Annotated in this window: 22 protein-coding genes; 4 read left to right on the top strand and 18 right to left on the bottom strand. The window is 67.6% G+C overall.

Annotation, left to right across the window (positions count from 1 at the left end; all coding sequences use genetic code 11):
* Positions 1–49: 49 nt before the first annotated feature.
* Together MMG85_RS06580 and MMG85_RS06575 are read left to right on the top strand one after the other, a co-directional pair.
* Complete coding sequence (locus MMG85_RS06580) at positions 50–1,456, top strand: mannose-1-phosphate guanylyltransferase/mannose-6-phosphate isomerase (protein WP_241045315.1); 1,407 nt, start codon at positions 50–52, stop codon at positions 1,454–1,456.
* Positions 1,434–3,050, top strand: coding sequence for a winged helix-turn-helix domain-containing protein (locus tag MMG85_RS06575; RefSeq protein ID WP_241045314.1), 1,617 nt, complete (start codon positions 1,434–1,436; stop codon positions 3,048–3,050). The genes MMG85_RS06580 and MMG85_RS06575 overlap by 23 nt, the downstream gene beginning before the upstream one ends.
* On the opposite strand, the gene MMG85_RS06570 is transcribed toward MMG85_RS06575, so the two are convergent.
* The 3 genes from MMG85_RS06570 to MMG85_RS06560 form a co-directional block, all read right to left on the bottom strand.
* Positions 3,034–4,176, bottom strand: coding sequence for a serine hydrolase (locus tag MMG85_RS06570; RefSeq protein WP_241045313.1), 1,143 nt, complete (start codon positions 4,174–4,176; stop codon positions 3,034–3,036). The genes MMG85_RS06575 and MMG85_RS06570 overlap by 17 nt on opposite strands.
* A 155-nt stretch (positions 4,177–4,331) precedes the next feature.
* Positions 4,332–4,598: a GlsB/YeaQ/YmgE family stress response membrane protein gene (locus MMG85_RS06565; protein WP_345778841.1), complete on the bottom strand. Its 267-nt coding sequence runs from the start codon at positions 4,596–4,598 to the stop codon at positions 4,332–4,334.
* A gap of 293 nt (positions 4,599–4,891) precedes the next feature.
* On the bottom strand, positions 4,892–6,382 hold the full coding sequence (locus tag MMG85_RS06560; RefSeq protein ID WP_241045312.1) for a M20 family metallopeptidase: 1,491 nt from the start codon (positions 6,380–6,382) through the stop codon (positions 4,892–4,894).
* A 241-nt stretch (positions 6,383–6,623) separates the two neighbouring features.
* Between MMG85_RS06560 and MMG85_RS06555 the strand changes: the two genes are divergently transcribed.
* Both MMG85_RS06555 and MMG85_RS06550 read left to right on the top strand, forming a co-directional pair.
* On the top strand, positions 6,624–6,968 hold the full coding sequence (locus tag MMG85_RS06555) for a helix-hairpin-helix domain-containing protein (protein WP_241045311.1): 345 nt from the start codon (positions 6,624–6,626) through the stop codon (positions 6,966–6,968).
* A 286-nt stretch (positions 6,969–7,254) separates the two neighbouring features.
* Positions 7,255–7,845 (top strand): HutD family protein, encoded by a 591-nt coding sequence (locus MMG85_RS06550; protein ID WP_241045310.1) that lies wholly within the window; start codon positions 7,255–7,257, stop codon positions 7,843–7,845.
* Between the two features lie 10 nt (positions 7,846–7,855).
* Here the strand turns inward: MMG85_RS06550 and MMG85_RS06545 are convergent, their stop codons facing one another.
* The 15 genes from MMG85_RS06545 to sufC all read right to left on the bottom strand — a co-directional run bounded on the left by MMG85_RS06545 (position 7,856) and on the right by sufC (position 23,601).
* Entirely contained in the window at positions 7,856–9,502 is a 1,647-nt protein-coding gene (locus tag MMG85_RS06545; protein ID WP_241045309.1) for a flavodoxin domain-containing protein, read from the bottom strand.
* Entirely contained in the window at positions 9,499–10,491 is a 993-nt protein-coding gene (locus tag MMG85_RS06540; RefSeq protein ID WP_241045308.1) for an FAD:protein FMN transferase, read from the bottom strand. Before MMG85_RS06540 ends, MMG85_RS06545 begins: the two co-directional genes overlap by 4 nt.
* Positions 10,492–10,536: 45 nt before the next feature.
* Positions 10,537–11,349, bottom strand: coding sequence for a DUF4198 domain-containing protein (locus MMG85_RS06535; protein ID WP_241045307.1), 813 nt, complete (start codon positions 11,347–11,349; stop codon positions 10,537–10,539).
* Between the two features lie 31 nt (positions 11,350–11,380).
* Positions 11,381–11,911 (bottom strand): DUF2271 domain-containing protein, encoded by a 531-nt coding sequence (locus MMG85_RS06530; protein ID WP_241045306.1) that lies wholly within the window; start codon positions 11,909–11,911, stop codon positions 11,381–11,383.
* A 27-nt stretch (positions 11,912–11,938) separates the two neighbouring features.
* Complete coding sequence (locus MMG85_RS06525) at positions 11,939–12,574, bottom strand: PepSY-associated TM helix domain-containing protein (protein ID WP_241045305.1); 636 nt, start codon at positions 12,572–12,574, stop codon at positions 11,939–11,941.
* Between the two features lie 109 nt (positions 12,575–12,683).
* Positions 12,684–15,047, bottom strand: a complete 2,364-nt coding sequence (locus MMG85_RS06520) for a TonB-dependent receptor (protein ID WP_241045304.1) — start codon at positions 15,045–15,047, stop codon at positions 12,684–12,686.
* A 106-nt stretch (positions 15,048–15,153) separates the two neighbouring features.
* On the bottom strand, positions 15,154–15,594 hold the full coding sequence (locus MMG85_RS06515; RefSeq protein WP_241045303.1) for a hypothetical protein: 441 nt from the start codon (positions 15,592–15,594) through the stop codon (positions 15,154–15,156).
* A gap of 126 nt (positions 15,595–15,720) precedes the next feature.
* Entirely contained in the window at positions 15,721–16,407 is a 687-nt protein-coding gene (locus tag MMG85_RS06510; RefSeq protein WP_241045302.1) for a Fe2+-dependent dioxygenase, read from the bottom strand.
* 77 nt (positions 16,408–16,484) lie between these two features.
* Positions 16,485–18,716, bottom strand: a complete 2,232-nt coding sequence (locus MMG85_RS06505; RefSeq protein WP_241045301.1) for a TonB-dependent siderophore receptor — start codon at positions 18,714–18,716, stop codon at positions 16,485–16,487.
* 137 nt (positions 18,717–18,853) lie between these two features.
* Positions 18,854–19,225, bottom strand: coding sequence for a hypothetical protein (locus MMG85_RS06500; protein ID WP_241045300.1), 372 nt, complete (start codon positions 19,223–19,225; stop codon positions 18,854–18,856).
* A gap of 99 nt (positions 19,226–19,324) precedes the next feature.
* The gene (locus MMG85_RS06495; RefSeq protein WP_241045299.1) at positions 19,325–19,657 is read right to left on the bottom strand and encodes a non-heme iron oxygenase ferredoxin subunit; all 333 of its coding nucleotides are present in this window, start codon (positions 19,655–19,657) and stop codon (positions 19,325–19,327) included.
* Positions 19,654–20,193: a GNAT family N-acetyltransferase gene (locus MMG85_RS06490; RefSeq protein WP_241045298.1), complete on the bottom strand. Its 540-nt coding sequence runs from the start codon at positions 20,191–20,193 to the stop codon at positions 19,654–19,656. The genes MMG85_RS06495 and MMG85_RS06490 overlap by 4 nt, the downstream gene beginning before the upstream one ends.
* Positions 20,194–20,327: 134 nt before the next feature.
* Positions 20,328–21,578: a cysteine desulfurase gene (locus MMG85_RS06485; RefSeq protein ID WP_241045297.1), complete on the bottom strand. Its 1,251-nt coding sequence runs from the start codon at positions 21,576–21,578 to the stop codon at positions 20,328–20,330.
* Positions 21,575–22,837, bottom strand: a complete 1,263-nt coding sequence (sufD, locus tag MMG85_RS06480; protein WP_241045296.1) for a Fe-S cluster assembly protein SufD — start codon at positions 22,835–22,837, stop codon at positions 21,575–21,577. Before sufD ends, MMG85_RS06485 begins: the two co-directional genes overlap by 4 nt.
* Positions 22,837–23,601, bottom strand: coding sequence for a Fe-S cluster assembly ATPase SufC (gene sufC, locus MMG85_RS06475; protein WP_241045295.1), 765 nt, complete (start codon positions 23,599–23,601; stop codon positions 22,837–22,839). The genes sufD and sufC overlap by 1 nt, the downstream gene beginning before the upstream one ends.
* Between the last annotated feature and the right edge of the window lie 75 nt (positions 23,602–23,676).

The following is a 23,676-nucleotide window of genomic DNA, read 5'->3' as shown; positions in this document are numbered from 1 at the left end:
ATAAAGGCCTACAGGGTAAACTGGCGCCCTACCGACTTGCGAGGCTTGCATGGCCAAACTCCAACCCGTGCTGCTGTCCGGCGGCTCCGGCACGCGCCTGTGGCCGCTGTCGCGCGAGGCCTATCCCAAGCAGTTCCTGCCGCTGGCCGGCGACGACACGATGGTGCAGGCGACCTGGCGCCGGGTGGAGGCAATTGCGGAAGCTGCGCCCATCGTGGTCGCGAACGAAGAGCACCGGTTCCTGGTCGCCGAGCAACTTCGTCAGATCGGCGCGCCGGTCCCGGCGATCCTGCTGGAACCGGTAGGCCGCAACACCGCGCCCGCGATCGCCGCCGCGGCATTGCAGGCGATGGCCGACGGCTCGGATCCGCTGCTGCTGGTGCTGCCGTCGGATCACGTGGTGCGCGATGTGACCGGCTTCCAGCGTGCCGTGCGCGACGCGTCGGCGGCCGCCGAGGCGGGCGCCCTGGTGACCTTCGGCATCGTGCCCGATGCGCCGGAAACGGGCTTCGGCTACATCCAGGCAGAAGCCGGCGATGGCCTGCGCAAGGTGTCGCGCTTCGTCGAGAAGCCGGACGCCGCCACGGCGCAGTCGTATCTGGAGGCCGGCGGCTATTACTGGAACAGCGGCATGTTCCTGTTCCGGGCCAGCCGCTATTTGGAGGAACTCGCGCGCTTCCGTCCCGACATCGTCGACGCCGTGCGCGCATCGCACGCGGCGGCACGCCACGACGGCGATTTCGTCCGCCTCGACAAGGCGGCGTTCGCCGCCTGTCCGTCGGACTCGATCGACTACGCGGTGTTCGAGAAGACCGACCACGCGATGGTGCTGCCGGTCGACATCGGCTGGAACGACGTCGGCAGCTGGTCCGCGCTGTGGGATGTGGCCGAGCGCGACACCGATGGCAACGCGCACCACGGCGACGTGATCGCCGTGGACAGCCGCAACAGCTACGCCTACGCGCAACGCCTGGTCGCGCTGGTCGGCGTGGACGACATCGTGGTGGTCGAAACCGACGATGCGGTGCTGGTGGCGCGCAAGGATCGCGTGCAGGACGTCAAGCTGGTCGTCGCACAACTCAAGAAGGAACAGCGCAGTCAGGCCGTGCTGCACCGCGAAGTGCACCGCCCGTGGGGCAGCTACGACTCGGTCGACAACGGCATCCGCCACCAGGTGAAGCGCATCAAGGTCAAGCCCGGTGCCGCGCTCAGCCTGCAGATGCACCACCACCGCGCCGAGCACTGGATCGTGGTCAGCGGCACCGCCAAGGTGACGCGCGGCGAAGACACGCTGCTGCTGTCGGAGAACGAGAGCACCTATATTCCGCTCGGCGTGAAGCATCGCCTGGAGAATCCCGGCAAGGTGCCGCTGGAACTGATCGAGGTGCAGTCCGGCAGCTATCTGGGCGAAGACGACATCGTGCGCTTCGAGGATGTGTACGGCCGCAGCCAGTGAGGGCCTGAGCGCCGTGCGCTACCGCCTGGATGATCTGCTGATCGATCTGGAGCGCCAACGCGTCGAACGCGATGGCGCGCCTCTTGGCGTGGCGGGCCTCAGCTTCCAGTTGCTGCGGCACCTGGTGGAGCAAGGCGACCGCGTGGTCGGTTTCGACGAGCTCATCCAGCGCGTGTGGGCACCGGCGGTGGTCAGCGAGGAGACCGTCACCCAACGGGTCAAGCTGCTGCGCCAGGCCCTGGGAGACGACGGACGCAGTCCGCGCTACCTGCGCTCGGTGCGCGGGCAGGGGTACCAGTTGTGCACCCGACCGCAGCCCTTGCCGGCCACGGAGCCTGCAACGTCGCCGACACCTATTTCGCAGCGATCACGCCTGATGAGGATGGCCGTGGCAGGCGTCGTGCTGCTCGTCGCGTGCGCAGGCCTGTGGGCGTGGAAGCAGCATGCCGGCCGCTCGCACATCCCGGTCGCGACGCCTGCGCCGGCGCAACCTTCGTTGCTGCAGCGTGCCGCGTACTACGCCAGCATCGGCCAGCGCGACAACAACGAACGCGCCATCGGGCTCTTCGATCAGGCCCTGCAGGCGCAGCCCGGCAACGTGGAGGCGCTGGTCGGATTGAGTCGCGCCTACAGTGCCCGCGTCTGCCTGTTCAACTTCCCCCCGGAATGGGCTGCACGCGCACAGGCACTGGCCGAACAGGCCATCCGCGCGCAGCCCGCGCATGCGAGCGCCCACGCCGCGCTGGGGTATTCGCATGACTGTCGCGGCCGCATCGACGATGCGCTTGCCGGCTATGAACGTGCGCTCGCGCTGGATCCCGCCGCCGACGGCACCCGCGCGTCCGCAGCCTACCTCTACGACCGCAAGGGACTGCTCGCCCAGGCGCTGCTCGCCAACACCTCGCTGCGTGGCGATCCGGCGCGCGTCCGCTATCTGCAGCTGCAGATCGCCGGCATCCTGGATCTGCTGGGCTACCCGCAGGCCGCGGAAGCGCGTTATCGCCAAAGTTTCGCGCTGTATCCCGACAACGTGTTCTCCAACATCGCGTGGCCGCGTTTCCTGTTCCGGCATGGGCGCACGACCGAAGCGCAGGCGGCACTGGACCAGGCCATGCGGCGGGGCACCGAGCACGCCGACCTGTTCCTGCTCGCGGCCGAACTGGCGCAGCTGCGGGGCGATCCCGCGGCGGCCCTGGCCGCCTACCGGCGGGCCGAAGCCTTGCGCCCGCAGGCGAGCCTGCCGGCGACACTGGCCCGGCTCCAGGCCGGTCCCGTCGATCCGGCGTGGGCCAAGGCGCGTGCCGACCGCATCGCCCGCGATCTGGAAGGCGGGGCGGGCTATCCCTCCGACTGGCTGGAAGTCGTGGTGCTGCGCGAGGCCGCCGGCGATCGCGCGGCGGCGCTCGCATCGCTGCAACACGCGGTGGACGCGGGTTACCGCGATGCGGCCTATCTCCGCGTGTCGCCGTTGTTCAGGACGCTGGCAGCCGAGCCGGGATTCGCCCGCAGCGTCGACGCGCTCAACCAGCGCGTCGCCCTGGAGCACGGCAAGGTGCCCGGCGCCTTGCTGGAACGCCTTACGGCATCGCCTTGAGCACGTAGTCGCCGAACATCTGCTGCGACTGCGGGTGCACGTTGCGCTGGTTGAACGAGGTCCGCGTGATCACCGCCACCAGCTGCCGTTCGGGCACGATGAAGACGTAGTTGCCGCCGTTGCCCGACATCGCCCACGCCGCCAGCTCGCCGTCGCGGTCCGGAAAGCGGAACCGCCAGAACTGGTAACCATAGTCGGCATCCTCGCGCGCCTGTGCATGCACCGTCAGCGCCGCGTCGATCCAGGCAGTCGAGATGATCTGCCGGCCCTGCCAGCGGCCGCCATCGGTCACCAGTTGCCCGAGTTTGGCGAGGTCGCGACTGCGATAGCGTGTGCCACCGCCGCCCATGCCCACGCCCTCCGAGGACCGGTTCCACTGCGCCCGCTGGATGCCCAGCGGATGCTCCAGCGCCTCGGCAGCGAAGGTCGCCAGCGGCTTGCCTGTGGCCCGTTCGATCACCGCCCCCAGCAGGAAGCTGCCTGCCGTGCAGTAGGAGAAAGCCCGGCCATGCGGACTGTCCTCGGGGCGCGTCATCCACGGCGCGAAACCGCGCATCGGCAGGTCCAGCGCAAACCGGGTCCAGTCCTCGCTGAGGTACATGCGTTCCTCGTTGCCGGCGGAGAACTGGTTTTCGTCGTCGCATTCCCAGGCCGAGCTCATCGTGAGCAGGTCTTCCAGCGTCATCCGCTGCTTGCGCGGGCTGGGGTTCTGCCAGGGCTGCATGTCGGCGAAGTACGCATACACGGGCGCCTGCGCACCCGGGATGTGCCCTCGATCGATTGCCGCCCCCAGCAGCAGGGCGGTGACGCTCTTGGTGGCCGAACGCGTGTCGTTGAGCACGTCCGCACCGCCGCCGTTGAAGTAGCGCTCGTAGACCAGCTTGCCCTGGTGGGCGATGACGATGCTGGTGACCCCGGGGAACTCCCCCTTGGCGATGGCGCTTTCCAGCGCTTGCAGGCGATCGACCTGCCAGCCGCCGCGACGGGCGTCGGCGATCTGCCAGCCATCCTGCATCGCCTGCGGCGGGCGATAGGCGTCGGTCAGTGCAGGTGGGCTCGCGGCCGGTTCAGCAGCCTGCGCGAGAGGCGAGACCACGAGGAAGAGCAAGAACAGGAAACGACGCATGGCATGACTCCTTGGAGGGGAGCGCCATTCCATCGCGGGCCTGAATGAAGCGCCTGACAGCCGGGTGAAGATTTATGAAAGCGGTCGTCCGTGTCGCGCATGCGCAAGAAAAAGCCCCGCAGGGCGGGGCTTTTCCGGTCTGCCGTTCCGGCGGCTCAGCCTTTCTTCTTCACCATGGCATAGATGAAGAGCAGCACGATGGCGCCCACCACCGAGGCGATGAACCCCGCCGGTTCGCCGGGGGAGTACCAGCCCAGCGCACCGCCGATGAAGCGCGCCAGCAGGGCGCCCAGGATGCCCAGCACGATGGTCATGAAGAAGCCGAGCTTGTCGTTGCCGGGCTTGATGGCCCGTGCGAGCAGGCCGGCCAGGAAGCCGATCAGCAAGGTCCACAGGATGCCGCCGCCAAAGATCTGTTCCATCGAAACACTCCGGTTGGGAAGGGGTGGGGCGATGCGCAGCGTAACCCAGAGGCGCCGGCGCAGGCCATCGGCAGGCTGCATGCCCCGGACGTGTGATGCGTGATGTGGGATGTGGGAGTGGGATGTGGGAGCGACGCAAGTCGCGATGGGGCCTTCACTGGAAAGCCCATCGCGACTTACGTCGCTCCCACACACGTCCCATGAGCCCCTGCAAACCCTGATGCGCCTGAGCTGTGAAACGACGAAGGCCGGGTCGCCCCGGCCTCCGTCGCAATACCATCGGCACACCGCGATCAGCAGCAGCCGTGGTCGCCGTGCTGTTCGCCACCCGCCACCGCAGCCACGCCCGTGGTCTCGCCGCGCACGCTGGCGGCATGGTGTTCGGCGATCACGCGTGCGACGCAGGCGGTGACCTTCTTGCCCATCGGGATATGCAGGAACTCGTTCGGCCCATGCGCATTGGAGTGCGGACCCAGCACGCCGGTGATCATGAACTGCGCGCCGGGGAACTTCTCGCCCAGCATGCCCATGAAGGGAATGGTGCCGCCTTCGCCCATGTACATGGCGGGCTTGCCGAAGAACTCGCGGCTGGACGCGTCGATCGCCTGTTCCAGCCACGGCGACATCGCCGGCGCGTTCCAGCCGGTGCTGGCCTTTTCCAGCTCCAGGCTGACCTGCGCGCCGTTCGGCGGGTCCCGCTCCAGCAGGTCCTTCAACAGCTGCCCGGCCTGCTTGCCTTCCAGCGTGGGCGGCAGGCGCAGCGAGAGCTTCACCGACGTATGCGGACGCAGCACGTTGCCGGCCGACGACAGCGGCGGCATGCCGTCCACGCCGGTCACCGACAGCGCCGGGCGCCAGGTGCGGTTGAGCACCAGTTCGGCCAGGTCCTCGGCCATCGGCGTCATGCCGGGCAGGAACGGGAACTTGTCGAACACCGCCGTATCCAGCACACGCGCGGCTTCCTTCGCCTGCGCCATGCGGGCGGCCGGAATCTCGGCCTGCAGGCCCTCGGGCAGGATGCGACCGGTCTGCTCGTCCTCCAGTCGCGACAGCAACTGGCGCAGCAGGCGGAAGCTGGACGGCACCACGCCCGACGCATCGCCCGAGTGCACGCCTTCCTCCAGCACCTTGACGGTGAAGTTGCCGCCGGCCAGGCCGCGCAGCGAAGTGGTGCACCAGAGCTGCTCGTAATTGCCGCAGCCGGAGTCCAGGCACACCACCAGCGACGGCTTGCCGATGCGTTCGGCCAGATGGTCCACGTAGGCGGGCAGATCGTAGCTGCCGGATTCTTCGCAGGCCTCGATCAGCACCACGCAGCGCGCATGCGGCACGCCCTGCTGCTGCAGCGCCTGGAGGGCGGCCAGCGAACCGAAGAGGGCGTAGCCGTCGTCGGCGCCGCCGCGGCCATACAGCTTGTCGCCCTTGATGACCGGCACCCACGGGCCCAGGTCGTCGTCCCAGCCTGTCATTTCCGGCTGCTTGTCCAGGTGGCCGTACAGCAGCACGGTGTCGGCCCCGGTCTCCGGACCACTGGCGGGAATCTCGATGAAGATCAGCGGCGTGCGGCCCTCCAGCCGGACGACCTCCACCTGCATGCCGGGGATGGCCTGCGCCTTCGCCCAGCGCTCCATCAGCTGCACGGCCTGCTCCATGTACCCGTTGGCCACCCAGTCCTTGTCGAACATCGGCGACTTGTTGGGGATGCGGATGTATTCGACCAGTTGCGGGACGATGTCGTCGTCCCATTTCTCGGCAACGTAGCGGTCGACTTTGGCGGTATCCATGGCAACTCCGGGTGCAGAAAGGCAGGCCGCCATTCTACGCCCTGGCCACGGGTAGGACTTTTCCTACACGCGTTTGCGGTGTTTACGGGCAGATTCGCCGGCGCATGGGCGATACCTTGAGGCCTGTCGGGGTTGGAGACTCTCCCTACCGCCGCAGGCCAGCGGCCACCGGCGGAAACATGATGGCGGCTTCGACGCCGCCGTCATGCAGGGAGAATCCAATGCCACAAGGAGAGTCGTCATGAAGTCGTTCATCCACATCGTGTTCGCCGCTGCGCTGTCGCTGCTGTTCGCCGTCCAGGCGATGGCGGCCGAGAAGGTCAACATCAACACCGCCGACGCCGCCGCGCTGGATCGCGTGCTGGTCGGCGTGGGGCCGGCCAAGGCCGCCGCGATCATCGAATACCGCAAGGCCAACGGACCGTTCAAGAGCGCCGAGGAGCTGGCCATGGTGAAGGGCATCGGCCTGAGCACCATCGAACAGAACCGCGACCGCATCGAGCTGCGTACCGGCGCTACGCCGGCAGGCAAGCCGGCCGCCGCGGCGGCCGCCAAGCCCGCCAGCAAACCGGTGGTGCGCCGCTGATCGAATCCCGCGCCGGGCGCCTCCACAGGACGTGGAGCGCCGGGCGCAGGGGCAGGACGCCAGGGGGAGACAGGCTGGATGCCGACAAGGATGTATCCATTACGCGCAGGACGCGCACGGATCAGGAGCGGGCAGGAGCCTGATACCGGCAGGACGCCGACACGGAGGTGGACATCGCCCGGATGCGCAGGATGCGCATCCGGGCGATGTCGTTTCCGGGCCTGATGCTTCGCGGCGCCGGCGGGGGACGGGCTAGAATCGCGCCGCGTCCTGACTGGGAGACACCATGCCGGCATCCTCGCGCCTGATTCCCGCCAACGAGTACCGGCGGGAACGCTGGAAGAACGGTCTGGGCTGGACGCGCGAAATCCTGCGGGTGCCCGACAGCGATGCCTGGGACTGGCGGCTGTCGATCGCCGAGATCGAACGCGACGCCGCGTTTTCCTCGTTCCCCGGCATCGATCGCGAACTGGTATTGCTACACGGCAACGGCCTGCGCCTGACGTTCGACGATGGACGCGCGGTGGACCTGATGCCGCCGCATGATCGCCTGCGCTTCGCCGGTGAGGATGTCGTCACCGGCGAACTGGTCGACGGCACGACGCACGACTTCAACCTGATGTGGCGGCGCGGCCGGGTCCGCACCGAGTTGCTGCATCGCCCGCTGGTCGGCCCGATGCTGTTCTTCACCGAGCCCGGCGTGCACTGGGTCATCCATCTGATCGCCGGGCAGGCGATGTTCGATGCCGCCAGTGGACTCGGACACCTCTGGAGCGGCGACACCGCCATCCTCGTTCCGGGTGAGGTACGTGCACGCCATGCGCTGGAGGGCGGTGGAGAACTGCTGGCCATCCGGATCGAGGACGAAGCCCGCTGATGGCGTTGCGTCAGTAGACGTCCCGGCGATAGCGGCCACTGCCGCGCAAGGCCTCGACGCGATCATCGCCCAGGATGTCGCGCAGTGCGGCATCCACGTCGGGCGCCATGCCCGCCAGGCTGCCGCAGACGTACAGCACGGCGCCTTCGTCCATCCATTGCCGCACGCGATCCGCCTGCGCCCGCAAGGCGTGCTGGACATAACGGTGTTCGCCGCCGTCCCGCGAAAACGTCAGGTCGAGTCGCTCCAGGAATCCCTGTGCCTGCCAGGCGAGCACCTCGTCGGCATGGAAGAAGTCATGGGCGCGCTGACGCTCGCCGAACAGCAGCCAGTTGCGCCTCGCACCGGACTGCATGCGTGCTTTCAGATGCGCACGCAGTCCTGCCAGGCCGGTACCGTTGCCGATCAGGATCATCGGGATGTCGGCGGCAGGCGGATGGAAATTCGGATTGCGCCGCACGCGCAGCGCGATGGTGTCATCGGGTTGTGCGTGCGTGCACAGCCAGCCGCTGCCCAGGCCCGGCGAGCCATCCGGTCGCCGCATCAGGCGCACCAGCAGGTGCAGCGCGCCATCGGCAGGAACCGAGGCGATGGAGTACTCGCGGTGCGGTAGCGGTGTGCACGCGTCCGCCAGCGCCTGTGCATGCATGCGTACCGGCATCGACGCCGTGTCGGGCCAATGGCTGCGTGCCAGCACGGTGGCCAGTGGCTGCGTCTCGTCCTGCCACAGGACCTGTGTGTCGCCGGCGAGGTCGATGCGGCGCAGGAAATCCTCGACATCCCGTGCCGCATGCTGCGGTCCGATTTCGGCGATGTCGCCGGCCATCCAGGCGGGAAGCGCATCGGCTTCGGGTGCCAGCGAGAGATGGAAAGCGGGGCCGCCAAGGCTGCCGGGATTCAGTTCGACACGCTCGCGCAACCGCCAGGCCTGATAGCGCGGTGCCGACCAGTCAGGCACCTCGCCACCGTCGCCGAGTTGGCCGATATGGTGCTGCCAATGGCGCAGTGCGCTGTCGTCGGCGTTGTCGACTTCGACCAGGTCGAACAGGGATGCCGCCCCCTGACGTCGCAACCAGTCGTCCAGTTGGTGGCCGAAGGCGCAGAACTGGGTGTACTCGCGGTCGCCCAGCGCCAGCACCGCGTACTGCAGGCTTCCCAGCGCGAGCGTTTGCGACATCACCTGGCGCACGAAGCCCAGGGCAGGATCGGGCGGGTCCCCTTCGCCGGTGGTGCTGACGACGAAGACCGCGCGTTCGATGTCCTGCAGGCGTGGTGCGTCCAGATGCTCCAACCCGGCACGTTGCACCGTCACGCCGCCACGGCGGAGCGCGGCCGCCGTCATGTCGGCCAGTTCCATGGCGAAACCGGTCTGGCTGGCATGCACGACCCAGACCGCCCCACGTGCGGCGACCGCGGCCGGCTTTGCCGAGCGGTCGCGCGCGCGACCGCGGCGCAGGAAAGCGGCCACCAGTCCCGCATAGGCCAGCAACGCGGCAATTGCGGTACCACTGCGCGTCATCGAGGGCGTGGCCTGCCACCAGTCGCCTTCATGCAGGCCTGCGAGCAGCCAGGCGCAGATGGCCAGCAACAGCATCACCAGCGCATTGCCTACCCAGGGCGCGATCCCGCGCGTCGCGGTGGGGGATGACGTGCTCATGCGGCCAGATGCTGCTCGAAGGCGGGCGTCATCGTTTCGATCAGGCCATCCGCGGTACGTTGCAGGAAGCGTGCCGCCAGCCCGTGACGCTGGGCGAATGCGTGGCCGCTGCTCGCGCCCATCACGGTCAGCGCCGTGGCCCAGGCGTCAGCATGCATGGCGTCCGCCGCGATCACGGTCACCGCGGCGGCCGCATCGGTCACCGGCTCGCCGCTGCGCGGATCGATGGTGTGCGAATAACGCCGGCCATCCTGCGCGTAGGCGTGCCAGCGATCGCCGGAGGTGGCGACGGCCAGTCCCTCCAGGGCCAGCACGCGCGGCTCCATGTCTGCGCTGTCGGCTTCCTCGTCCGGTGAGGACTCCACCAGCACGCGCCAGGGCTGTCCGTCGGCCTTGCGGCCGTAGCCATAGAGTTCGCCACCGACTTCCACCAGTGCGGCGTCGATGCCACGCCGCTTCAGCAGGGCGGCAACGACATCCACGCCATAGCCCTTGGCGATGGCGGAGAGATCGAGCATCACGCCGCCGGGCTGCCTGATGCGACCCTGGGCAGGATCGAACCGCAGGTGTTGCCACCCCACGCAGGCGCGCGCCGCCACCAGGTCCGCGTTGGTGGGGCGACCGCGGGTACCGGCGTGCGCGCCGAAGCCCCATGCCGCCACCAGCGGCGACACGGTCGGATCGAACGCGCCTTCACTGGTCGCCGCGATGGCGAGCGCGGCGGTCAGCACGTGCAGGAAATCCTCCTGCAGCGCAAACCATTCGCCGGCGGCGGCATGATTGAAACGCGTGATGTCCGCCTTCGCTTCCCACGTGCTCATCTGCGCCACCACCTCATCCAGGCGCGCCTGCACGGCGTCGTGCAGGGTATGCAGATCGAAGCGCGTCGCGCTGACGCATTGCACGGACCAGGTGGTCCCCATGGTCTGCCCGTGCAGTGCGTGCACGGGAGCGGCAGGGGCCGTGGGCGAGGTGATAAAGGTGTTCATTGCGATGCATGCCGCCGGATCCGCATCCGGCGGCACGATGCGGTCTTACTGCGGCAGCACTTCCAGCGTGGCCACATAGCTCAGACGGCGCTGCTTGGCTTGCGGCACGCTGGTCTTGTCGTCCTGCGTGCCGGTTTCCAGCCAGTACATGCCCGCTTCCGGCCAGGTCACGCTGAACTCGCCCTGGGCATCGGTGGTGACCTTGATCTCTTCCTGCGCGTTGCGATAGCGCGTGCCGCCGCGGGTGATCTCGAATTCCAGTCCGGCGGCGGGCTTGCCGTCGATCAGCATGCGGAACGTCGCCGCCTCACCGGCGAACAGATCGTTGGGGTGCGTCACCGGCATCAGTTCGATGCCCTCGCCGGTGGCCTTCAGCGCGGTGTCGTTCGGTGCGCCGTTGGTGACGAAGGTCTCGATGCGGCCGACCGACTGCGACACCTGCAGGTTCTTCGCATCCTTCGGCACGTTGGTCGCCAGGTCTTCCGGCTTGGCGCCGCGCAGTCCGCCGGGTTTGCCGTCGGCGCCTTCCCAGCGAACCATCAGGCCCTTGTTGACCGTGGCGATGCGGTAGGTGCCCTGCTGCTTCAGTTCGATATCGAACACGGTGCGGTACTTGCCCGTCGCCACGTTCTGCGCGTCCGCGGCGCTGCCGTCCGGTGCCGTGATCGCCAGGCCTTCGGTGCGCAGCGGCACGTGGTTGAAGTAGAACAGGTCGTTGGACACGGCGGCGTCCACCGTGATCCACGGGTTGGTGCCGGCGATGACGGTCTGCGACGGCTGCAGCCACGCCTTGTGCGCCAGCGCGGTGGCGGGGATGGCGGAGGCCAGGGCGATGGCTACGGCGAGGGAACGCTTCATCGGAATCTCCAGCGGGACAGGGGGAAGAGGATCAGGGCTTGACGGTCAGCGTGACGGCACCGAGTTCGGTGCTGCCCTGTGCCTTGGCCGACTGCGGCGCGCCCTTGGCGGGCCAGGTGAAGGGAATCTTCAGCAGTTCACGGCCACCGACTTCGCGCGCGGCTTCCACGACCAGCGTGTACTGACCCGGTGCCAGCTTGGCCAGGTGCTGCCTGTCGCTGAAGCTCAGCGCATGCTTGCCGACCGGCTTGGTGGGGCCGGTGACGCCGTCCACCGGCACCTGCAGCGAGCGGCCGGACTTGCGCCACCACTGGCGCATGTCGGGCAGCCACTTGGTGCCGTGGCCTTCGGCATTGCTGGTCTGCTGGTACCAGACGGAGAGGTTGGCCGCGACCTTCTGGTCAGCGCCTTCGATCCACACCGCGACATAGGGGCGGTGGTATTCGGCCACGTTGAGCTTGGGCACCTCGACGTTGATGTCCAGCGTGGCGGCATAGGCCGGCGTGGCCAGCAGGCCGCTGAGCGCGATGGTCAGCGTGGTGTGGACGGCGATCTTCGACATGCGGTCACTCGCGGTTCGTGAAAGGGATCAGTGGATGAAAAGGAGGGCGATCAGCAGCGGCACCAGCAGGCCCAGGCCGACCATCGGCCAGGTCATGCTGCGCTGGCGGCCGTGCAGGTAGAGCAGGAACAGGCCGGTGATGCAGAACACCAGGCAGGCCACGGCGAAGATGTCGAGGAACCAGCCCCACGCCGGGCCGGCGTTGCGGCCCTTGTGCAGGTCGTTGAAGTACGAGATCCAGCCGCGGCGGGTCTTTTCGTATTCGACCGCGCCGGTTTCGCGATCGATGCTCAGCCAGGCGTCGCTGCCGGGCCCAGGCATCGAGACGTACAGCTCAAGGTCGGACCACTCCGCCGGTCGCGAGCCCACGGAAACCGACAACGCCTGTTCCAGCCAGTCCGCCACCGGGGCCGGCAGCGGCGCATTGCCCTCCTGGCGGTCGCCCAGGGTGGCCAGCACGGCGGCGGGTACCGTGGCCGTCCGGTTGGTCACTTCAGGCGTGGCCTCGATCTTTGCGGCGTGGTTCAGCGTGATCCCGGTGATCGCGAACAGCAGCATGCCGATCAGGCAGACCGCCGAACTGATCCAGTGCCACTGGTGCAACGTGCGCAGCCAGAAGCCGCGGCGTTGTTGCTGGAGGGCAGGGGAGGCGGAAGGGGACAACGGCGGTCTCTAAGCGGGATGATGCGGGTCGCCATTACATCACAGATGAGAATGGCTCTCAATTAAGCGGGCGTTCCCCTCCGGTGCAGGAGGGGAACGGTTGCCGACGTCAGAAGTTGACGTTGAGGCTCAGCCACAGGTTCCGCGACTTGTCCTTGTTGTTGTAGTCGTCCAGGTACGACACCTCGTTGGTGGTGTAGATGCCGTCGTTGTTGAGGTCGGTGAAGACCGTCTGGAACGTGGTGAAGTCCTCATCCAGCAGGTTGTTGATGCGGCCCGAGACCGAGATGTGCTCGTTGAAGCGGTACTGCGCGCCGAGATGCAGCACGGTGTAGTCCTGGTAGTCGCGGCGCACGCCGTTGATCGTGTCGCGGTAGCGCTTGGAACGGGCTTCCGCCAGCAGCTGCAGGCTGAAGGTATCCGTCGCCTGCCAGTTGAGGCTGGCATTGGCCATGTGGCGGGCGGTGTTGGTCAGGGGCAGGCCCTTCTGCGCGCCGCTCAGCTGCTCGCTGTCGGTGAAGGTGTAGTTGGCGCGCAGCGACAGGGTCTGCGTGATGCCCCAGCGACCCGCGACTTCCGCACCCTGGATGCGGACTTCGTCGATGTTGATGTTCTGCGCGTAGGTGGTGTAACCCAGCAGCGCGTAGTCGCCCAGGTTGGCGCAGGGGCGCACGCCGCCGGTCTGCTCGCAACTCAGGCTGGTCTCGCCGCGCGCGATCTTGTCGTCGAAGTCGTTGCGGAACACCGTGACGTTGATGTTGTGCGCGTCGTCCGGCGAGGTCCAGTACAGCGCGATCTCGCTGTTGACGCTGGTCTCCGGCTGCAAATCCGGGTTGCCGACGAAGGGCGTGGTGCCCTGGCCGCCGAAACCGGTGATGCCGTCGTACAGGTCGGTGGTCTTGGGCGTCTTGAAGCCGGTGCTGATGCCGCCCTTCAGTGTCCACGCCTCGCTGACGTCCCAGACCGCGTAGGCACGCGGACTGAGTTGGCCGCCGAACACGTTGTGGTCGTCATGGCGCAGGCCCAGCGTGATGGTCAGCGCCTCCAGCGGATTCCAGTTGTCCTCGGCGAACAGCGACCACATTTTGTGGTGCTGTACGGTGCCGCCGCCATCGCCGCCGCCTTCCAAGCCGAACACGCCGTCTTCCAGCTCGCCGTCGATCACCTGACCGCCGACGATGAAGCGGTGCGCCTCGCCGATGGCGAAGTCCACTTTCGCATCCAGCGTGTACTGGCTGCTTTCCATCGTGCGTTTCGGCCGCGGCAGGAACGTGGACACCGCAATGGCCTGTCGCTCGGCGACGCTCAGGCCCGTGTACGCGCCCGTGCCGCGGAAGATCTGCTGGTGCAGCAGTCGCTCGGCGACGGTGAACGGCAGCGTGCGGCCATGGTTGCCGGTATCGATGTGCGCCAGCGAGACGAAGCTGTCGCCGAAGGCCCATTGGCCGTTGTGGGTGACCGACCACTGGTCGCGGGTGAACTCCTGGTCGGCGGCGTAACCGACCTGCGGGGCCGCGCGCCAGATGCCCGCCAGGCCATCCACGGTGCCCAGCGGATAGGTCTCGCTGCCCAGGTTGTTGATGTACGGCGTGTTGTCGTACACCTGTTCGGAGGTGTCGTAATCGAAGAGCACGCTCTGGTTGTCCGTCGGCGTCCAGCTCAGGGTGACGCCCGCACTCTTGTTGGTGTTGTCCACCGTCTTGCCGCCGCCGCCGAAGCCCAGTGCGCGCTCGAATACGGTGCCGTCCGGCGCGGTGATCGCCTCGTACTCGGGCGTCGACGCATTGCGTTCGTACCAGGAGCCACGCACGCCCAGGCCCAGGCGATCCTTCACCAGCGGGCCCATCAGCGCGAAATCGAACGTGCTGTCGCTGCCGAAGTCGCTGTTCTCCTGGATGCCATGGCCCAGCGTGGCCGAACCGCGCCAGCGGTCGGAGACCTTGCGGGTGATGATGTTGATCACGCCACCCAGCGCGTCGGCGCCGTACAGCGTGGACGCAGGGCCGCGGATGACTTCGATGCGCTGGATCATGTCCAGCGGCGGGATGTGGTTGAACTGGTTGCCGCCGAACGAGTTGGGATAGATGTCGCCGTGGTTGTTCTGGCGCTTGCCGTCGATGAGGATCAGCGTGTAGTCCGGGCCCATGCCGCGGATGCTGATGGTCTTCTGCCCGGTCTTGTCCGAGGTCTCGCCGACATCCACGCCTTCCAGGTCGCGCACGGCATCGATCAGCGTGATGTAGGGGCGCTGACGCAACTCTTCCGCGGTGACCACGCTGATGCTCGCCGGTGCGTCGGTGATCTTCTGTTCGAAGCCCGAGGCGGTGACGACGACGGTGTCGAGATCGGTGGCATCCGCCGCGCCGTCCGGCGCAGGCTGGGCCAGCGCGGGCGCGGAGACCAGGACGACAAGGGCGAGGGCAAGGCGGTTGCGGCGCAGCGGCGCCTGCAGGGAGCTGCAAGAGGTCTTCATGGCAATCATCGGAGGGGGATGGGGAGAGGGCGCACCGCAGGCAGCGATGGGTCCGGGAACAGCGGGAACGATTGAGCGGACGGTGCCGAACGCAGGTCCGTGGTCTTCAGCCGGCGTGCGGCGGCGCCTGGCCGGGATGCAGGCGGAGCGCAGGATCGGTGCGATGGACGTGCGCGGCGTCCAGGATGGCGAACGGGCGAGAACCGGCACCGTTCGCCGCGACGACGTGGAAGTCGTCGGCCGGGAAGGCGGGCGGCGCGCACATCGGCGAGGTCAAGCGGGTGCGGACCTGCAGCGTGCTGAGACGGGGCTTCTTCAGGTGCAGTTCGCGATGACGCGCCTGATGCGGCGGGTCGCCGTCCCGTGCGTCGGTCATCAGCGAAGCAGAGGTTTCGACTGCAGCGGCGGTCAGGCCGTTTGTCCTTGGACCGGCGCTGGCGAATCCAAGCGCACCGCAGAAGACCATCAACGCCAGGATGAGCGGCATCCGGTACCAGCGCACGGCCTTGCCGCGCGGCGCGCAGGTCTGACGGACGTTGGCTGGCATGGCGTGGATCACGTGTTTCCCCGGCGATGCGCCTTGGATGGCGCACCGAACGGGGAACATCTTAAATGAGAATACTTATCAAATGCAAACAAGGTTGAATCTTGTTTGTCGCCATCGCAGGCCGGCTCAGGTCTCGGCCCATTGCCTCAGCAGGTTGTGATAGACCCCGGTCAGCTGCACCAGCGCGGGGTGATCGGGGAGATCCGCGGTCAAGCGCCGGATCGACACGTCCAGCTCGAACATCAGGCGTCGCTGTCCGTCGTCGCGGACCATGCTCTGCATCCAGAAAAACGACGCCACCCGCGCCCCGCGCGTCACCGGCGTGACCCGGTGCAGGCTGGTGCCCGGGTACAGCACCATGTGGCCGGCAGGCAGCTTCACGCTCTGGGTGCCGAAGGTGTCCTCGATGATCAGCTCGCCGCCGTCGTACTCGTCGGGAGCGCTGAGGAACATCGTCGCTGATAGGTCGGTCCGCACGGGATCCACCCCGCCGCGGCTGCGGTCGTAACGGATGGCGTTGTCCACGTGGTAGCCGAAGGACTGGCCGCCGCTGTAGCGATTGAAGAGCGGTGGATAAATCCGCTTCGGCAGCGCTGCGGAGAAGAAGGTGCTGTTGCGCGAAAGCGCGTCGAGGATCAGTGCGCCGACATCGCGCGCGGCGGGCGAATCCTCCGACAGCTGCGCGTTGTCCTTGGCCTTGGCCGACTGGTATCCGGCGGTGATGCGGCCATCGGCCCAGTCGGCCGCGTCCAGCAGCGCGCGGGCCTGCGCGACCTGGGCAGGCGTGAGGACATCGGGAATCGCCAGCAGCATGGAGGTTGACCTCGCAACGAAAATGCCCCGCCCATTGTGCACGGGCGGGGCGGAGGGGAACTACGGCATCGCGCGGCTCAGAACTTGAACGTGGCCGTCAGCACGGCCGAGCGCGCCGCGCCGGGCGTCGCCCAGCCGTTGTTGCGCACCCGGGTGAAGTACTGCTTGTCGAACAGGTTGTCGATGTTCAACTGCAATCCGAAGCGCGCATTGAACTGGTAGCCCGCCATCGCCCGGTGCATGGTGTAGCTCTTCACGCGTGGCGCATTCGCCGCGCTCGCGGTGTAGAAGTCGCCCTGGTAGGTGACGCCGTAGCCGAACGTCCAGCCCTGCAGCGCATACGTCGTCCAGGCGCTGGCCGAATGCTCGGGCGTGTTGGGCAGCGGATGGCCGGCCTGGGCGTCGATGCCCGTGTCCTCCAGTACGCGATCCGACACGCTCTGCAGGACTTCGCTGTCCAGATAGGTGTAGTTGGCGAAGATCGACCACGCGCGTGTGAGGTTGCCCGCGACGCCCAGCGCGACGCCGTCCACGCGTGCCTTACCGTCCAACTGCTGCGTGCCCGACGGGTTGTCCGGGTTGTTGGGGTCGGCCACCTTGTAGTTCTGGCGTTCGTTGCGGAACAGCGCCGCCGTCACCGCCAGCCGGTCTTCCAGCAGGTTCCACTTGGTGCCCAGTTCGATGTTGACCGCGGTTTCGGGGTCCACCTCGCAGGTCTGCGCGGTGCAGGCGCCGTTGACCGAAGCCTTGGAGGGCGTCTTCGAGTTGGCGTAGGACAGGTAAATGCTGCCGTTTTCCGCCGGCTTGAACAGCAGCCCGGCACGGTAGGAGAACAGGTCCTCCTCGTTCTCGAAGTTGCCGATGGCGCCGGTGCTGAAGTTGATGGTGCGGGTATCGCCTTCGTTGTGTTCGTAACGCGCGCCCAGCGCGAGCTCCCATTGCGGGTTGAACTTCAGCGTGTCGAATACGTACAGCGCCTGGTTGTCCAGCGTGCCGTCCGTGTGGCCCGTCCGCACGTAGTTGACCGGTCCGCGATAGACATTGTCCGGATCGTGGATGTCCATCGCCGGATAGACCGGGGCCGTAGCGTGGGCGTTGCGCTGGCTGTTGCCGTTGTCCAGTTCATAGGTCTCGTGCATGAACGAGACGCCGGCGACCAATGCATGCTCCACGCTGCCGGTGTTGAAGCGCGTGGTCAGGTCGGTCTGGCTGAGTGCCAGGCCGTTGGTGGTGTCGCGGGTCGTGCCGCGCGGGCCACTGGGCTGGTAGGTTCCCGGCGCACCACAGGCCAGACCGTTGGCGGGGTTGATACCACTGTCGAGGCACCAGGTGCCCTGGGTCGGATTGACCAGCACGTACTGGTCCACCTTCTGGTAGCGGGCCAGGCTGCGCAGCGAGGTGGTATCGCTGAGGTCGTGCTCGAACACGCCCGTCAGCACGTCGACATCGATCTCCTGCGTATCCATGTTGCGGTAGCCGAAGTAGGTGTCGCGGCTGATCCCCGGCAGCAGGCCGCCGTAGGCGGCGAAGTAGGGCAGGCCGTACTCCGGGATGTTTTCGTCGTGCTGGTGCAGGTAGCTGAGCGTGAAGCGGGTATCCGAGCCAAGGCCGATCGCGAACGAGGGCGCGATGCCCCAGCGCTTGTATTCCTCGACATCGCGGTCCGGCACGTCGTTGCGGTGGACCATGGCGTTCACACGCAGGGCCTGGCCGTTGCCGAAGTCGTGGTTGCTGTCCACCGTGGCCCGTCCGAAGCTGTCCGTGCCGGCGCCCAGCGTCATGGTGCTGAAGTCGCCTTCGCGCGCGGACTTGCTGACCAGGTTGATGTTGCCGCCGACCGAGCCGGCGCCCGACATGGCCGAGTTCGCGCCGTTGATCAGCTCGATCGATTCGAGATTGAAATTGTCCGTGCGGGTGTACTGCGCACTGTCGCGCACCCCGTCCACGGTGATGTCGGTGGTGGCGTTGAAGCCGCGCAGGTTGATGCTGTCGCCGTAGCCGCCGCCGCCTTCGCCGGCACCGAAGGTGATGCCGGGCAGCGTGCTGAGCACGTCGCGCAGGCCCAGCAGGTTCTGCTGCGCCATCACCTCGCTGGTGACCACGGTGATGGTCTGCGGCGTGTCGACCAGGGCTTCGGTGTACTTGGGCGAGCTCGCCTTCTGCACGCGTTCGCCATGCACTTCGACGGTATCGAGTTCCTTGGCCTGCATGGCGGCGTCGGCGGGGGCGTCGCCGGCCGGAGCGGCGAGGGCGGGGGCGGTGATGGCCAGCAGAAGGGCGGCGGCAAGCGGGGAGTGGCGCAGGTTCATGAGCATCCTCAGGTGCGGAGAAGAAACACCCGGTGGCGAAGGCTGGCGGGAGCGGTGACAGGAACGGATCGGCGCCGTTCGGCGCATGGATCGGGGGGCAGCGGCGGGCACCGGCGGACGCGGTGCGCGCAGCGCGATCAGGCGGCGGGTGGCCCGCGGCCCGGATGTCGGATATCGCGCGATGGCGCGACGTCGGTATGCCGATCGACAACAGCATGTGCCTGCGATGATCCCGGCGCCGAGGCCGCGGCGATGGCGGCCTCATCGCCCTCGGACTCCGCCGGCATGGGCAAGCTTTCCGTCGACTGTTCCGCAAGGGCGGCGGCAGTTTCGAGCACGTCGCCTAGCCGGTCGGCCAGGTCGTTGTTGTGCGACGGCAGCGAGGAGGGGGTCCCCGTCCGCTCGCCCGTGCCGGTGAAATCCTGCGGTGCGCTACCCACGATCACGAGCAGGCACGCCAGCAGCACGCTGGCGAACACGGACGTGAAAGTGACGGTATCGCGCAGCACCAGGGCCTCGGGCGGGTCGGGCTGCGACAGCCTGTCGCAGCGGTGCGACAGGATAATGAGAATGATTTGCGATTACAACAAAGGCGTTACAGGTCGGACTCAGTCGCGGTCGTCGCGGGTCCAGACACCCCCGTGTTCGATCTTGGTCGGAAACTTCACCACCGGCGAATAGGCCGGCGCACACAGGGCGCGTCCGTCCCGGACATCGAAGCGGGCACCATGCAGCACGCATTCGATGCTGGCGTCCGCCGGGTCGAAGCTGCCGGACGACAGCTCGAAATCCTCATGGCTGCACTTGTCTTCGAGGGCGTACAGCGCGCCGTCGTGGTTGACCACCACGATGGGCGTGCCGGTGACCTCGTCGAAGGCGGTCTTCATTTCCCCGGGCAGCAGCTCGCCGGTGGCGCAGACGAAGGTCCAGGTCTCGCTCATGCGGCGGCTCCTGCCAGCGGTTTTTCCAGGATCTCGAAGCGCAGGTCGTCGCGCCTGGGAATGCCGTAGCGCTCGTCGCCATAGGGGAACGGCTTCTTGATGCCGGTACGCACGTAGCCGCGGCGTTCGTAGAACGCGATCAGTTCGTCGCGGATGTCGATCACCGTCATGCGCATGGCCGGCAGGCCCCAGTCCTCGCGCGCGACGCGTTCGGCTTCGGCCAGCAGCGCCTTGCCGACGCCGCCGCCCTGCAGGTCGGGACGGACCGAGAACATGCCGAAATAGCCGGCGCCATCCTCTTCGGCGACATGCGCGCAGGCCAGCAGTCCGTCCTGGCGCTCCGCCAGCACGATGCGGCTGCGCGGGCGCTCGATGTCGCGCAACAGCGCATCGGCATCGATACGCTGGCCGTCCAGCAGGTCGGCTTCGGTGGTCCAGCCTTGCCTGCTGGCGTCGCCCCGGTAGGCGGAGGTCACCAGCGTTACCAGGGCGGGAATATCGGCGTCGGTCGCCGCGCGGAAGGTGAGGTTGTCCATGCCGGCATTTTACGGAAGCCCGCGCTGTTGTAGGAGCGACGTCAGTCGCGACCGTGCCGTCCCCGGCGCTGGAACCCCTCACGGCATGTGGGAAACGCCGTCCCAACGCATTCCGCTCCCGCAGACCCCACCCCTCACGCCAGCAGCCGGCGAGCCTTCTTCAGCGCGGCGACGAAGTGCTCCACTTCCTCGTGCGTGTTGTAGAACGCGAAGGACGCACGCAGCGTCGCGGCCACGCCATAGAACTGCAGCAGGGGATGCGCGCAATGCTGGCCGGAACGGACGGCGACACCGTCCAGGTCGAGCAGGGTGGCCAGGTCGTGCGCGTGCGCGCCTTCGATCAGGAACGAGATCACCGCCGCCTTGTCCGCTGCGCGGCCGAAAATGCGCAGCCCGTCGATCCGGTCCAGCTCCTCGGTGGCATGCGCCAGCAGGTCGGCCTCGCGCGCTTCCACGTTCGCCATGCCCAGAGCGTCCAGGTACTCCACCGCCGCGCCCAGGCCGATGAAGCCGGCGATGTTGGGCGTGCCGGCCTCGAACTTGTGCGGCGCGTCGTTGAACAAGGTACCGTCGAAACTGACTTCCTTGATCATCTCGCCGCCACCGATGAAGGGCGGCATGGCCTGCAGGTGTTCCCGCCGCGCCCACAGCGCACCGGTGCCGGTCGGTCCGCACATCTTGTGGCCGGTCAGCGCATAGAAGTCGCAGCCGATCGCGGCGATGTCGACCGTGCGGTGCGGGACGGCCTGCGAGCCGTCCACGACCGTGACGATGCCGCGCCTGCGGGCCTCGCGGCAGATTTCGCGCACCGGGTTGACCGTACCCAGCACGTTCGAGGTGTGGGTGATGGCGAGCAGCTTCACGTTGCCGGTCATCGCCGCGTGCAGCGCATCCAGGTCGAGCGTGCCGTCGGCGTGGATCTCCGCAACCTTGATGGTCGCGCCGGTGCGCTGCGCGACCAGCTGCCATGGCACGATGTTGGCGTGGTGCTCCATGCGCGACACCAGGATCGTGTCGCCGGCCGTCAGTCGCGGCAGCGCCCACGAATACGCGACCAGGTTGATCGCGAACGTCGTGCCGCTGCACAGCACCAGTTCGTCCGGCCGCACGTTGAGGAAGCGCGCCAGGGTCTTGCGCGCGCCCTCGTAGGCCTCGGTCGCTTCCGTCCCCAGCGTGTGCACGGCGCGGCTGACGTTGGCGTTGTGCTGGCGATAGAAGTCGTCGACGGCCTGGATGACCGACGCGGGCTTCTGCCCCGTGTTCGCGCTGTCCAGATAGACCAGCGGCTTGCCGTTGACCTGTCGCGTCAGCAGCGGGAAGTCCGCACGCACGCGCGCCCAGTCGATGGCGCTTGCGGTCGGTGCGTGGACGGCTTCGTGGTTCATGCCGCGCCCAGCGCCGCCAGGGCCGCATCCACGCGGGATACCAGCAACTCGCGCAGCACCGGCTCGTCGATCGCGGACAGGGGCTCGCGGCAGAAGGCCGCGGTCAGCAACTGCTGCGCGTCCGCCTGCGGCAGGCCGCGCGAGCGCAGGTAGAACATCGCGGTCGCATCGAGCTGGCCGACGGTGGCGCCGTGCGCCGCCTTGACCTCGTCGGCATGGATCTCCAGCACAGGCTGGGTGTCGATCTCGGCGTTGGCCGACAGCAGCAGGTTCTTGTTCGACAGCGCGGCGTCGGTGCCGTCGGCACCCTCGCGGATGAGGATGCCGCCATGGAACACCGCGCGGCCACGATCCGCGCCCAGTCCGCGCCAGGTCAGTTCGCAGGCGGTGTCGCGACCGATGTGGTCGATGCCCAGCCGCGTGTCGACATGGCGCCGGCCGTGCGCGAACAGCACGCCGTTGGCGACCAGGCGCGCATGGTCGCCTTCCAGCCGGACGTTCAGTTCATGCCGCGAGAGCGCGCCGCCGAGTTCCAGATCCACCCGCCGGTATTCGCTTTCGCGGGCGAGCACGGCATCGGTGCGCAGGAATGTGGTGGCACGGTCGCTGCCGGCCTCGATGCGGGCGTGGGTCAGGCGCGCATCCTTGGCCAGGTGCACATGGCTCATGGCATTGATGAAGTGGGCGTGGGTGTCGACGGCGAGATGGTGCTCGACCACCGTCAATGCCGCACCGGCGCGCAGCTCGATCAGGTTGCGCAGGTGCCAGGCACGGTCCGTGCCGCCATCGGCGCCGATGAAGACCAGGTGCAGCGGCTGCCCGCTGATAGCGCCCGGTTCTGCGCGCAGCAGCACGCCTTCGGTAGCGAGCGCGGCGTTGAGGCGGGCGAACACCTCGTCGCTGCGCTCGAAGCGGCGTTGCAGGAAACGCGCGGCGTCGCCGCCTTCGGCCAGCGCTTCGGACAGCAGTTGCAGGCTGACGCCGTCGGGCAGGTCCGTCGTCAGCGACAGCGCCACCGAGTAGCGACCGTTGACGAACACCGCACGCGGCGCGGGAATGTCGGCCAGCAGCATCGGGTCCAGCGACGGCAGCGCATCGACCGGCTGGAAGCTGCGGCGCTCGAGCTGGCGCAGGGAGGTGTACTTCCAGGCTTCGGTGCGCGGGCCGGGCAGGCCGTCGCGCAGTGCCTCGTCCAGCATGGCGCGGCGCGCGGCGTCGCCGGTGAAGCCCGTCGACAGGGAATCCAGCAGCGCGCTCATCAGGCGACCTTCTCCGGCGCCACGCGGTCCTTGATCCACGCATAGCCGTGCTGTTCCAGTTCCAGCGCCAGTTCGGGGCCACCGGTCTCGACGATGCGGCCGCCGGCCAGCACGTGCACCACGTCCGGCTTGATGTAGTCGAGCAGGCGCTGGTAATGGGTGATGACCAGGAAGGCGCGGTCGGGCGAGCGCAGCGCATTGACGCCATCGGCGACGTTCTTCAGCGCATCGATGTCCAGGCCGCTGTCGGTTTCGTCCAGGATCGCCAGCTTCGGCTCCAGCACGGCCAGCTGGAAGATCTCGTTGCGCTTCTTCTCGCCGCCGCTGAAGCCTTCGTTGACGCCGCGATGCAGAAGTTCGTCCTTCAGGTGCAGCACGGCCAGCTTGTCGCGCACCAGCTTGAGGAACTGCATGGAATCCAGCTCGGCCTCGCCACGCGCCTTGCGCTGGGCGTTGAGCGCCGCGCGCAGGAAGTAGGTGTTGTTGACGCCGGGAATCTCCACCGGGTACTGGAAGGCGAGGAACATGCCGGCGGCGGCGCGTTCTTCCGGTTCCAGATCCAGCAAGGGCTTGCCTTCGAACTCCACCGTGCCGGCGGTGACCTCGTAGCCCTCGCGGCCGGCCAGGATGTTGCCCAGCGTGGACTTGCCGGCGCCGTTGGGGCCCATGATGGCGTGCACTTCACCGGGCTTCACCTCCAGCGAAAGGCCTTTGAGGATGTCCTTGCCGGCGACGCTGGCGTGGAGGTTGTCGATCTTTAGCATGTTCGTTTCCGTTTGATTCTTTTTGGCCCCTCTCCCGGCGGGAGAGGGGTGGGGGTGAGGGTCCTGCGGCATCGT

It is taken from the genome of Pseudoxanthomonas sp. LH2527 (assembly GCF_022539275.1).
Taxonomy (GTDB): Bacteria; Pseudomonadota; Gammaproteobacteria; order Xanthomonadales; family Xanthomonadaceae; genus Pseudoxanthomonas_A.
Note: the sequence above shows the minus strand (reverse complement) of the source record. Positions and strands in the feature narration are given on the sequence as shown.